This window comes from Bartonella harrusi (assembly GCF_024297065.1).
In the GTDB taxonomy this organism is placed as follows: Bacteria; Pseudomonadota; Alphaproteobacteria; order Rhizobiales; family Rhizobiaceae; genus Bartonella; species Bartonella harrusi.
Genome location: NZ_CP101114.1, coordinates 124,871 through 138,059, shown reverse-complemented (window position 1 = coordinate 138,059; position 13,189 = coordinate 124,871). Strand labels below are relative to the sequence as shown.

The following is a 13,189-nucleotide window of genomic DNA, read 5'->3' as shown; positions in this document are numbered from 1 at the left end:
GGGTGTTCCGTACTGAAATAATTTATTGAATAGAAGCATGATAAGAGATGGTTAAATAAAGGAAATTATGGATATTTTTTTGTTTATGTCGAGCCTAAAAAATACACTCTTTTTAGAAAGAAATAAATTCAAAAACTACAATAGCCTTCTCTCAATGATATTTACAGTTTGTATCTTTAATTTTCTCTTTTGCTTTGCCATTTAAATCATTTCGTCTTTTTATTCGATCGTTACAGAATCGTATCACGTGAATACACAATAACTCTTAACGAAGGAAAAATTATCTGTTTAAACAAATTTGTTTGACCTTTTGGTGGTTCCTGTTTAAATGAACTAACATATTTCTGAAACGAAACTATAATGGCATGTTCATGTGTAATACTATAAATTTGGGAAAACCCTGTATTTCATCACCTCAGCAAGGGGGATACGTGAATCGTTTTTATCTTTCTCTAGCCGCATTTACAGTTGCTATCAGCATGGTAACAGCGAGTTTTGCGCAAACACAAACAACAGTTAGTTTTTGGCATTCCATGAGTGGTGAGTTAGGAAAACAAACTGAACGTCTCATTAACGACTTTAATGCCAGTCAGTCTGATTACAAAGTTGTTCCTTCATTTCGTGGTGAATATGAAGAAGGCATGGTTTCACTCATCGCAGCATTTCGTGGAAAACAGCAACCCGTTCTTGCCCAAATTTATGAAGTTGGTACCGGAACAATGATGGCTGCAAAAGGCGCTGTTTATCCCATTTATCAACTTATGGCTGATACAAAACAAGAATTCGATCCTACTGGCTATTTACCTGCTATCAGTGGTTATTATTCTGATGTTCAGGGGCGAATGCTTTCTATGCCATTTAATGCTTCAACACCAATTCTTTATTATAATAAAGATATCTTTAAAAAAGCAGGACTTGATCCAGACACTCCCCCTAAAACATGGCAAGATATAGAAAAATTTTCCAAAAAAATTCTTGAGACTAAGGCGGCAAATTGTGGTTTTACAATGTCTTATGCCTCTCAGTGGCTTGGCATAGAAAATTTTTCAGCTTTGCATAATGTTTCTTTTGGAACAAAAGAGAATGGTTTTGGTGGGCTCGATTCAAAGCTTACCTTTAATGGGCCTTTACAAGTGCGCATGTGGACCGACCTTAAAAAATGGTCTGATCAAGGCATTTTTCGTTATGGTGGTCCTGCCGGCGCATTAGATTCAACACCAATGTTTATGACGCAAAATTGTGCCATCTTTATGCAATCTTCAGGGTCTCGTGCTGGAATTCTTTCAGAAGCACAATTCGATGTCGGATTTGGTCTGCTGCCTTACTATGATGATGTAAAAGGTGCACCTCAAAATTCAATTATTGGGGGTGCTTCTATTTGGGTTTTAAAAGGACATACCTCTAAAGAATATGCAGGTGCAGCCGCTTTCCTTAAATATCTCTCAAGAGCAGATAACCAAGCTAAGTGGCACCAGATAACAGGTTACCTTCCAACAACAAAGGCTGCTTATGAATTGAGCAAAAAACAGCATTACTACGATAAAAATGCTGGTGCAGATATTGCTATTAAACAGATCAATCTTAACCCACCAACTCCTCATTCAAAGGGTATAAGATTTGGTAACTTACCACAAATTCGTTCTATTCTTGATCAAGAATTAGAAGCTGTCCTTAGTGGTTCGAAAACACCAAAAGATGGATTAGATGAAGCCGTTAAACGTGGTAATAAACTCTTACGTGAATTTGAAAAAGCCAATCATTAATGTTTAATTATTGTCGTAAATATCAAAAAACCAAATAGTTAAGCCTCTTTCGTTCTTTTTTATTCGCCCTTCTAAAGTCTCTGTATTAAAGATCCTTATGAATGCAAGAAAAACAAGTATATTTCAAAAATAGTTTGCTTTCCTATTGGCTACTTTTACCTCAACTCATTGTGACTTTTTTGTTTTTCTTTTGGCCTGCTGCTCAAGCAATAAAATCGTCTTTCGAGCGTGAAGACCCTTTTGGATTTGCGACAACTTTTATTGGTTTTGAAAATTATGTAACAGTTCTCTCTGATCCAGCTTATCTAAAATCACTTTTTACAACTGCAGTCTTTTCTCTTTCGGTTACTGTCGTTTCAATGTCGCTATCGCTTCTTTTTGCTGTCTGCGTTGATCGTGTCATCCACACAAAAAGAGCTTACACAACGCTTTTACTCTGGCCTTATGCTGTTGCTCCAGTATTAGCAGGTATTTTATGGTTATTTATCTTTCATCCAACTATTGGAGTTATCCCTTTTCTTTTGGAGAAAATCGGCATCGTATGGAATTATCGTATCAATGGCACTCACGCAATGATCCTTATTGTGGTTGCCGCCTGCTGGAAACAAATTTCCTATAATTTTCTTTTTTTTCTTGCAGGGCTTCAATCTATTCCACGTTCTCAAATAGAAGCAGCAGCAATTGATGGTGCGAACCCTTTTAAACGATTTTGGACTGTGGTTTTTCCACAGATTTCACCAACGACTTTTTTTCTTCTTATCGTTAATATTAATTATGTTATGTTTGATACATTTGGTATCATTGATAACATAACCTCTGGTGGTCCTGCACGTGCAACAAGTACTCTCGTCTACAAAGTGTATGATGATGGTTTTAAAAATCAAATAATAGGCGCATCAGCAGCACAATCAACAATATTAATGTTGATGGTTATTGTTTTAACGTTTATTCAGTTTCGCTTGATTGAACGTCGCGTACAGTATTAGGAAGCGAATTATGGTTGAAAATCGCCCTATTCTAAAATTTCTCACTCACCTCATTCTCATTGTTGGTATTCTTATTATTTGCTTTCCAGTTTATGTTGCTATTATTGCATCGACTCATAGTTCAACTGCATTTAGCTCAGGAATACTCCCTCTTTTACCGGGAAAGCACACTCTGGAAAACTATAAAACGATCTTTGGTGATGGTCTTGCACAACTTGGCCTGCCAAAGCTATGGCCACTTTTAATCAACTCACTCATTATGGCGCTTGGTATTAGCATTGGAAAAATTATTATTTCGCTCTTTTCTGCTTATGCAATTGTTTACATGCGCTTTCCTTTGCGAAAAACTGCTTTTGCCCTTATTTTTATCACTCTAATGCTTCCCGTCGAAGTTCGTATTATTCCAACATATGCAGTTGTCGCACAATTAGGCATGATAAACACCTATGGTGGTATGATTATTCCGCTCATTGCATCTGCAACTGCTACATTTTTATTTCGACAGTTTTTTTTAACTGTTCCTGATGAACTCTTAGAGGCTGCTCGTGTTGATGGTGCAGGACCATTTAAATTTTTTAAAGATATTCTCCTTCCGCTCAGCAAAAGCAATATCGCTGCTTTATTTATTATTATGTTCATTTATGGGTGGATACAGTATCTCTGGCCTCTTATCGTAACAACGGATCAAAATCATCAAACTATTCTTATTATTCTAAAGCAACTTGTCGTAGAATCAATTCAACATGATCCTCAATGGAATATCCTTATGGCAGTATCGGTCGTTGCCATGGTACCGCCCGTTCTTGTTGTTATCTGCATGCAACGGCTTTTTATCAAAGGCCTTATTGAAACGGAGAAATAACTGTGGCCATAATCCAGTTATCAAATATAAAAAAACAATATGAAAACGGCATTCTGGTCATCGATGATTTAAACTTAACAGTTGCTGATAGCGAGCTTCTTGTTCTTGTCGGTCCTTCAGGATGTGGAAAATCAACTTTGTTACGTATCATTGCAGGGCTAGAACAAGTCACTTCAGGTGAACTCTATATTGATAACGAGCGTATCAATGATCGAGAACCCGCTGATCGTGATATTGCTATGGTTTTTCAAAATTATGCCCTTTATCCCCATATGACAGTGCGTGGAAACTTAGAATATGGTCTTAAAAATCGTAAAACACCTAAAGATGAAATAAATAGACGTATCACGCATGCTGCAAAACTTTTACAAATAGAGCCATTCCTTAACCGTAAACCACGACAATTATCAGGAGGACAGCGCCAACGTGTTGCAATGGGGCGTGTGATTGTTCGCCAACCACGGGTTTTTCTCTTTGATGAACCTCTCTCAAATCTCGATGCAAAATTGCGAGCACAAATGTGTATTGAGATTAAAACTCTACAGCGTTCACTGGAAACAACGAGCCTGTATGTTACCCATGATCAACTAGAAGCCATGACTCTAGCCGATAGAATCGTTGTCATGAATAATGGCGCTATCGAGCAAATTGGAACACCAATGGAAATTTATGATTTCCCAGCAACAATATTTGTTGCTGATTTTATTGGCTCTCCCCCTATGAATTTTCTTGATCGCCAAACCTTAGAACAATACTTAGGTCATTCATTACCTTACAATGAAAAAACTGATCTGTTGGCCTTCAGACCAGAAGTCATCTTATTGGGAGAATATCCAGATAAAGGACCTGTCTTTCATACAGAAATTGAACTTATCAAACCTGTTGGGACAGGATGCCATGTCTTAACGCGTTGGAATAATAATATTTTTACCATTGAAATAAAAGAGCGACTTACAAGCGATTATGGCAAAAAACTCAGTTTCACCGTTGCCCATCAAAATTTTCACACTTTTAATAAAACCAATGGAAAACGTACAAATATTAAATAAAGAGATTAGAAATTTTGATCGTATAAGCAATATCCGTAAATAATTCTTCCATGTAATTCTATTTTTAAAGAGAGATAATCTTTCGTATTATAGATGTGTTTTTTATCTCTTTGTACGCAATTGTAAAGCTAAATCAGGTTGATCTGTTGTGATGTAATGTACAGGCATATCAAGCCAATGCGATAACCGCGCTCTTCCGTTAATTGTCCACACCCCTACCGTAAAACCAGCATCAAGCGCTGATTCAACAAAGTGCTGTGAAACAATGGAGCCATTTAAGCTCAGATCAGAATATCCCAATTGTTTCCACTCAGAAAAATGATGATACATATCACCTTCAAAGCTATCAATGCATGGGCCAGATGGTATTCCGGCTTCAATAAAGGGACGAAGGCTTACAGGATCAAAACTAATTGCCGAAACCCGATCTTCTAAATTTCGGCTTTTTATCAATGCAAGTGCTTTTTGGGATAAAATCGCTTCACGTTCAACTTCACCACATGTTTTAATTTCAAGATGTAGTGCAATATTGGTTGATGCTAAAAGATCAAGCAGTTCTTCTAATAAAGGAGGATATTCACTACTTCCTTTTACACAAAGTTGCTTGCGCGTTTCATTATCAATATCGTGAATATACCCTGCTTTGCCAACCAATTGTTCTAAATGAAAATCATGAAAGACAACCACTTCACCACTTTTAAGCAGATGAACATCGCATTCAACTTCATCCACTCCCAATGCAATTGCATGACGAAACGCTGAAAGAGTATTTTCAGGATAAAGATGCGCTCCACCACGATGTGCAACAATTTTTTTTTCAGACATGCAAAACTTCACTCTTCTCAAATTTCAATCATTAGTCGATTTATAATCAGGTAATGTTTTTTTTAAATCATCCCAGATAAATAACAATCTTTTAAAAATTCTCTTTTCCTGATTATTCCACTTGAATATCAAATTTTTAACAATGCTCTCTTTTTAAAAGCTTTAGACTTTATTTTAATCATTCCCATTCAATAGTACCAGGAGGCTTTGAGGTTACATCATATACGACACGGTTAATACCTCTCACTTCGTTAATAATGCGTGCTGCTGTTTTGCTTAAAAACTCCATACTATAGGGATAAAAGTCAGCAGTCATTCCGTCTACAGATGTTACAGCACGAAGAGCGCAAACAAATTCATACGTGCGTCCATCACCCATCACACCAACTGTCTGCACAGGAAGGAGAACAGCAAAAGCCTGCCAAATTTCATCATAAAGACCAGCTTTACGGATCTCATCAAGATAAATAGCATCTGCCTCACGTAAAATTTCTAATTTTTCACGCGTTACTGCACCTAGACACCGAATCGCGAGACCGGGACCTGGAAAAGGATGACGACCAATAAACTGCTCAGGTAACCCTAATTCTCGCCCTAGCGAACGAACTTCATCCTTAAAAAGCTCACGCAAGGGCTCTACAAGTTTCATCTGCATCTGTTCTGGTAATCCACCTACATTATGATGACTTTTAATGGTTACTGACTCACCAATTGCTGAAACACTCTCAATGACATCTGGATAAAGCGTACCCTGCGCTAAAAATTCTGCGCCTCCAATCTTTTTCGTCTCCTCTTCAAAAACTTCAATAAAAAGGCGGCCAATCGTTTTGCGCTTTTTCTCTGGATCTGTTTCACCTTCTAGAGCATTGATAAACATATTGGCGGCATTAACGTGAATAAGCTCTATATTATAATGATCTCGGAATAATGTAAGAACTTCTTCAGCCTCATTCTTGCGCATCAACCCATGATCGACAAAAATACATGTCAGTTGATCTCCTATTGCTTCATGAAGAAGCACAGCCACAACGGATGAATCCACACCACCGGAAAGACCACAGATTACACGGCTTTTGCCAACTTTTTTCCGTATCGCAGCAATTGCCTGCTCACGATAAGAGGCCATTGACCAATTACTTTTAAGACCAGAGATTTTATAAACAAAATTTTGCAAAAGCTTTGCACCATCCGGTGTGTGAACAACTTCAGGATGAAACTGCACTGCGTAAAAGCGTCTTTTTTCATCAGCAATAGCTGCATAGGGAGCACCTTTTGACGTGCCTATGACATGAAAACCCTCTGGTAAAGCCGTTACACAATCACCATGGCTCATCCATACTTGATAAGAAGAGCCTTTTTCCCATACACCTTCAAAAAGTGCACTCTCTTCTTTTACTTCCAAAAAAGCGCGTCCAAATTCACGCTCATCGCCAACTTCAACTTTTCCTCCCAGCTGGATACACATCACTTGTTCACCATAACAAATACCAAGAATTGGAACAGAGATTTCAAAAATTTCTATCGGAACACGTGGTGAACCAACATCAACAACGGAATAAGGACTCCCTGATAAAATAACAGCTTTAGGTTTCCGCTTAATGCCTTCTAAAGCGGACTGAAAAGGAACAATTTCACAGTAGACACCCATTGCTCGCACCCGTCGAGCAATAAGTTGTGTCACTTGTGAACCAAAATCAATAATAAGAACAGTGTCTGGATGTGATACGCTCATAAAAAAACCAATCAATCATTATAAAGAGAACCAGTAAGACTTATTATTCAATCTTTCTCTTTTCACAAGCCTATCTACTTGAGAAAAATATTTTTCTTATAAAATTTAAGAGAAAAAATGCGAAAAACATATATCAATGTTTTTTTTGCAACACAGACAAAAAGAAACCGTCCGTTTTTGTTGTTGCTGGAGATAAGGTGAGACCATAATTTGAAAAGATCGGCTGCACCGGTGAAAAACGAAAATGTTTCTGCCAAAGTGCACGCATATTTACGCAATCAAAATTAGAATTCTGTTGAAGAAAATGAGAAATTTGTTCCTCATTTTCATCTATAAAAAGAGAACATGTAATATAAACTAAACGCCCATTTGGTTTAAGATAATCGATAGCCTCCTTCAAAATAGCTTTCTGTTCCGTTTGGCGTTGTCTTACTTTTTCTAATGTCAAACGCCATTTCGTATTTGGCCGCCGCCGCCATGTTCCTGTTCCGCTGCATGGTGCATCTAGTAAAACTCTATCCATGCAACCTATTAACGGCTTTAATTCCGTTACATAACCTCGTGGCTGTACATTACAAACACCAGCGCGCCGTAGACGATCAAAGATAGGAGCTAAACGGACTTTACTTGAATCATAAGCATAAATTTGCCCCTGATTCTGCATACTGGCCGCCAAAGCCAACGTTTTACCACCAGCCCCAGCACAATAATCTAATATCTGCATACCTGCTTTTGCTTCGACAAGATAAGCAACAATCTGAGACCCCAAATCCTGTATTTCAAAGTCTCCCCTTTGAAAAGCATGCTCAACTTGAACATTGGGATGACGGTCAAACTTTTCTATTGGCGCAATTCTTAAAGCTTGCGGAAACCATGAGATTGCTTGAAATTTGTTTTTTGCTAATTCCTTAAGCACCTTCTCCGGCGTTGCCTTTAAGCTATTCACGCGTAAATCTAAAGAAGGACGCGTTGCTAATGCAGCAGCTTCAATGACCCAATCATCTGGACATAAAGGAAGAAGATGCGCTTGACACCATTGAGGAATATCACCACGAATATAATCCGGTGCATCAACTAATTGTCGTTTTTGCCATGATTGACGCTGTCTAACCCCTAAGGGTTGCGGTGCAAATCGATCTCCTTCTAATTCACTATCAATTTGTTCAATGGTCATTTTTCCAGTATCTAATAAGGTACCGAAAACAATATCCCTCACATCATCACTCTCCATGCGCCATTGTAAAGAATAACGTCGTCTTAAAACATCATAAACAATTGTACCAATTGCTGCACGATCATTTGCTCCAGCAAAACGATGCGAAAGTCCCCAAGATTTTAATACTTCCCCTACAGAGCAATGCTGCGTTTCTAACTCTTGTAAAATATCCATTGCCGCACGCAAACGCCCACCTAAGCGCATTCATTTCTCCGATTTGAATTCTTATAAGTCTTTAAATAATATGGAAAATTACCTTTATAAACTTTAATTTTTTTCAAAAAAATATACAATTGTCATTGAAAGATTAGTGATTCCGATTATCATTTTATAGCATTTCAAATTCTTTATTTCATATACTTATTATTCACATTCTTGTCACTTAAATATATGTACTTCTTTTATACTGCAAAGAATTGATTTATAATGATAATTTACTGTTTTGTATTTTGAATGAGACTCCCCAAGCCTTGTAAGATTCCCCCATTTTAAATCCTCTTAATTGAATCAACCTAAACTATGTTTCTGCACGTCATAAGCGGGGCTGTCGTGTGGGTAAAAAACTCTAAAGAAAGGCGTAAAAATGCCTTTCATGAATCGTCTAAATACCAAGAGCTTTCGCAACATTGGGGGCCGGCAAAGAGTCTGATGGTGCCAGTTTGTTACTACAAAACAGTGTAAGTTCTTAAATTCTTTTTTCCAATATGCATATACAAAAATCATCAAAGCTTTATGATTTGCAAAATTGATTTTTCATAGCACTGCTATAAAAAACACGTAACAAAATATCTCCTCTCTTGAAAATGCTCCCTTTCTGAAAATCAGAAAAAATACTTCTCTTAAAAAACCAGCACGCCCATTATTCCTAGCAAAATATTAACTTTTTAAAAAACGCTTGGAACCTCTATTTAGTAAGACCGTTTTTACTGTAATGGCTTTAAGCCAGATAATCTAAAAGGAGAAAACTATGAATACTTATAATAATGGAAAAACAACTTCATCTAAAAGCCGTCACAATACAATGCCCTCAAACACTGGAAAGAAATCCGTGCCAAGTGATCAGGCGAACACTCGCCAACGCGCGTCAAAGACGGAGCGGAAGACTACAAAAAGCTAATTCCCTTCATTTTATATAACCTTTGGAAAGAATTGGAACATAAACCTCCAGTTCTTTCTTTTTGGGATTCTTTATACCAAATCATAAAAAGAAAAAATTGCAGCCTCTCTGTATTTTCTCAAAAGACTTTTACGCCCCAACAGAGCTCTAAAGTCTTACATCTCAAACAGGGCCCCGGTAATTTGGGCTCTCTCGTGTGATAGCAACATCATGTGTATGACTTTCATGGAGTCCAGCATTTGTGATACGAACAAATGTTGCTTTTTCACGAAATTCTGCGAGATCTTTTGCTCCAACATATCCCATCGAAGCACGTAATCCACCAGCAAGCTGATGTAAAACCGAAGCTATCGAACCTTTATAAGCTACTTGACCCTCCACACCTTCAGGAACCAATTTAAGTTCATCACGCACTTCGTCTTGAAAATAACGATCTGCCGATCCCCTTGCCATAGCACCAACTGATCCCATACCACGATAGGCTTTAAAAGACCGCCCTTGATACAGATAAACTTCGCCTGGACTTTCATCTGTACCGGCTAAAAGGGAACCAATCATAGCAGCACACGCTCCACCTGCTAATGCTTTAGCAAAATCACCTGAAGCTTTAATGCCACCATCAGCAATGATGGGGATACCCGCTTTTTCAGCAACTTCTGCAGCACTCATAATAGCTGCAAGTTGAGGAACACCAACACCTGCAACAATTCGTGTTGTGCAAATAGAACCAGGACCAATACCAACCTTTACGGCATCTGCACCATTATCAATTAACGCTTGCGTTGCCTCAGAAGTCGCTACATTACCAGCAATAACCGCTGTAGAACACGCCATCTTTTTAATTCGTTCAACAGTTTCTAGCACACGTTGAGAATGCCCGTGCGCTGTATCAATCACCAACACATCGACACCTGCGTCAATAAGCCGTTCCGCTCGCTCAATCCCATCACGCCCCACACTGCTAGCAGCTCCAACACGTAAACGACCTTGGAAATCCTTGGCTGCATTTGGATTTAATTGTGCTTTTTCAATATCCTTAACGGTTATCAAACCAACACAACGATTTTGTTCATCTACAACCAATAATTTTTCAATACGGTGATGATGTAAAAGATACTTTGCTTCACTCAGTTGAACATTTTCACGTACCGTAATTAAATTTTCATGGGTCATTAATTCATAGATTTTCTGTTTTGGATCCGATGCAAAACGCACATCCCTATTCGTTAAAATGCCAACTAGCCGTCCAGCCATCTCACCTTTAACGTCATTTTCAACAACTGGAATACCCGAAATGCCATAAGAGCGCATCAAATCTTTTGCTTTTTCAAGTGTTGCATCTGGCCCAATTGTTACTGGGTTAACAACCATACCAGACTCAAACTTCTTGACCTGACGAACTTCTTCAGCCTGCTCTGCAGGAGACATATTACGATGAATAACACCAAGACCACCAGCTTGTGCCATAGCGATTGCTAAACGCGATTCTGTTACAGTATCCATTGCAGCAGAAAGTAACGGCAAATTGAGCGTAATATCAGCAGCAACACGCGTTCTAAGATCGACTTGGCTAGGCATAACAAGAGAATAACCTGGCTGTAAAAGCACATCATCAAAAGTCAGTGCCAATGCACCCGTTCCTGTTTCAACAATCTTTGCCATAGCCAAATTCCTTTTATAACAAAAACACCGCAAGCTGTTTCAATACAATTGCGGTTCTCACACGTTGCGAATTGGCAAAAAATTATGCCATGCGACAAAAAAAATGAAAAGAAAAATTAAAATAATCTTCTTATTATAGTTTATAAAATCTACAATTGTGATTCAATAGGTAACCAACTTATTATTTTAGCAAACATACGGCGCCCAAAATTGCTTTCTGGTTCAGAATCAACACTATATTGTTTTTCGTTTTCAATAAAATCCCAATAAATACGGTTATTCTCACCAAGACGCAGATGATAACTCATTTCGCCTGTTGTTTCTTCAGAAAAAAGCATATCCAACCTCGCTGTAATCGGTGCACATTCAAAAAGGATGCCCATTTCCGTATTCAACGCAGCTGATCTAGGGTCAAAATTTAAAGAGCCAATAAAAGCAGTCTTACGATCAACTAAAAAAGCTTTGGTGTGTAAACTTGCCTTACTGGATCGAAAAAGACGCAATCCTCGCGTATTGCTATCCGGTTTTAATTCATAAAGCTTAACACCATTTTTCAATAATGCTTTACGATATGGTACATAACCACCATGCACCAGAGCCACATCAGTGGCCGCTAAGGAATTCGTAAGAATTTTGACATCAACACCCTTGGAAACCAATTTGCTAAAATGCTGCGTACCTAACTTACCAGGAACAAAATAAGGTGATGTAATCTGAACTGTTTTTTTAGCCTCACCTATAACTTGTGCAAGCGCCTTCATGAGCCAATTGCCTGCTTTTTTGCGTAAGGCCTTTTCTGGAGGATCAGAAAGAACGACAACTTTATCTGCTAAAAATAATCGCTTTCCTGCTTGGATAAAACTGTCAAAATTAATATGCTCCTTGACATAATCTAAATAAACTTTTGCAACTTTAGAATCGCGAAACTCTCGTAATTTATTCTTCCAATAGCCAAAGTCGCTTGCACTTTTAGGAAAAACCAAAGTATGAATTGGTAAAACGACAGCACTATTCCAAAAATCATCAAAGATATTTTCTACCTTTTTAACCGAGGGACCGATAAGCATCAAATCTAAATCTCGAAAATGCGATTCTTCACCAGCATCAAAATAAGAATCCGCAAGATTGCGTCCTCCTACAAAAGCTACCCGACCATCTACAATAAAAGCCTTATTATGCATTCTACGTGTAACAGTGATTGCCCGCAATATAATCTCTAAACCACGACGTAAACCACCCTTACGTGATCGCCCTGGATTAAACATTCTTACCTCAATATGGGGATGTTTATCTAGAGCAATATAAGCTGGATCTCGCGCTTGCGCATTAATATCATCTAAAAGAAGACGCACCCGAACACCACGATCAGCTGCCTCTACTATTTCGCTTAGTAATAAGCGCCCTGTTAAATCATCGTCCCAAATATAATACATCAGATCAAGGCTACGCCCCGCTTGTGCAGCTCCTATCGCACGAATACAAAAAGCATCCAGATTACTGATGATGAGTGAAAGAGCATCTTTCTCAACTCCTAATCCATCTGTTTCTTCTGCTAATTTACTCACTATACGATCAAACTTAGTTTCATCTTTCTTAACAGTCAACGCATAAGAACATTCCCCCTTAGCGTTTTTAACAAAACGTCCATATGTGTAAATTGCCAACATAGACGCAATAAAAAAAAATGTGGTAAAACCGATAACAATCTGTAACAGAGTCAAAGAACATCAACTTTCCATTTTTAAGCCAGCGCACCATCACCGATACGAACTATAATATTAAAATCAATCATCCTATCTTAATCAGACAACAAAAAGAATGCCACCTCTTGCTTAAGAGAATATAAACTCACTATCAATAATTATAGAATTTTCGTTCCAGTAATAAAAAATGTAAAAACTATCTTTTAGCTTTAATGAAGACAAACTTATCTAAAATTGTAAAAACTGAAACAAAAAAGAGAATTTAAAATAATTA

10 protein-coding genes are annotated in these 13,189 nt (G+C 37.9%); 5 read left to right on the top strand and 5 right to left on the bottom strand.

Going from position 1 to position 13,189, the window contains the following annotated elements; all coding sequences use genetic code 11:
- Positions 1-431 precede the first annotated feature (431 nt).
- The 4 genes from ugpB (at position 432) to NMK50_RS00540 (ending at position 4,660) form a co-directional block, all read left to right on the top strand.
- A complete protein-coding gene (gene ugpB, locus NMK50_RS00555) occupies positions 432-1,763 on the top strand; it encodes a sn-glycerol-3-phosphate ABC transporter substrate-binding protein UgpB (RefSeq protein ID WP_254770473.1) in 1,332 nt (443 codons plus the stop codon).
- A gap of 101 nt (positions 1,764-1,864) precedes the next feature.
- On the top strand, positions 1,865-2,749 hold the full coding sequence (gene ugpA, locus NMK50_RS00550) for a sn-glycerol-3-phosphate ABC transporter permease UgpA (protein WP_254770472.1): 885 nt from the start codon (positions 1,865-1,867) through the stop codon (positions 2,747-2,749).
- Between the two features lie 10 nt (positions 2,750-2,759).
- On the top strand, positions 2,760-3,611 hold the full coding sequence (gene ugpE, locus NMK50_RS00545; protein WP_254770471.1) for a sn-glycerol-3-phosphate ABC transporter permease UgpE: 852 nt from the start codon (positions 2,760-2,762) through the stop codon (positions 3,609-3,611).
- Between the two features lie 2 nt (positions 3,612-3,613).
- Positions 3,614-4,660, top strand: coding sequence for a sn-glycerol-3-phosphate import ATP-binding protein UgpC (locus NMK50_RS00540; RefSeq protein WP_254770470.1), 1,047 nt, complete (start codon positions 3,614-3,616; stop codon positions 4,658-4,660).
- A 102-nt stretch (positions 4,661-4,762) separates the two neighbouring features.
- Here the strand turns inward: NMK50_RS00540 and NMK50_RS00535 are convergent, their stop codons facing one another.
- From NMK50_RS00535 to NMK50_RS00525, 3 genes are all read right to left on the bottom strand, one after another.
- The gene (locus NMK50_RS00535) at positions 4,763-5,485 is read right to left on the bottom strand and encodes a glycerophosphodiester phosphodiesterase (RefSeq protein ID WP_254770469.1); all 723 of its coding nucleotides are present in this window, start codon (positions 5,483-5,485) and stop codon (positions 4,763-4,765) included.
- A gap of 178 nt (positions 5,486-5,663) precedes the next feature.
- Positions 5,664-7,217: a glutamine-hydrolyzing GMP synthase gene (gene guaA, locus NMK50_RS00530; RefSeq protein WP_254770468.1), complete on the bottom strand. Its 1,554-nt coding sequence runs from the start codon at positions 7,215-7,217 to the stop codon at positions 5,664-5,666.
- 133 nt (positions 7,218-7,350) lie between these two features.
- Complete coding sequence (locus NMK50_RS00525) at positions 7,351-8,637, bottom strand: RsmB/NOP family class I SAM-dependent RNA methyltransferase (protein ID WP_254770467.1); 1,287 nt, start codon at positions 8,635-8,637, stop codon at positions 7,351-7,353.
- Positions 8,638-8,982: 345 nt separating this feature from the next.
- Here NMK50_RS00525 and NMK50_RS10410 point away from each other — a divergent pair, with 345 nt between their 5' ends.
- A complete protein-coding gene (locus NMK50_RS10410) occupies positions 8,983-9,114 on the top strand; it encodes a hypothetical protein (protein ID WP_256481479.1) in 132 nt (43 codons plus the stop codon).
- A 598-nt stretch (positions 9,115-9,712) separates the two neighbouring features.
- Here NMK50_RS10410 and guaB read toward each other — a convergent pair.
- Positions 9,713-11,212: an IMP dehydrogenase gene (gene guaB, locus NMK50_RS00520; RefSeq protein ID WP_254770466.1), complete on the bottom strand. Its 1,500-nt coding sequence runs from the start codon at positions 11,210-11,212 to the stop codon at positions 9,713-9,715.
- Between the two features lie 149 nt (positions 11,213-11,361).
- On the bottom strand, positions 11,362-12,933 hold the full coding sequence (locus NMK50_RS00515) for a phospholipase D family protein (RefSeq protein ID WP_254770465.1): 1,572 nt from the start codon (positions 12,931-12,933) through the stop codon (positions 11,362-11,364).
- Positions 12,934-13,189 lie beyond the last annotated feature (256 nt).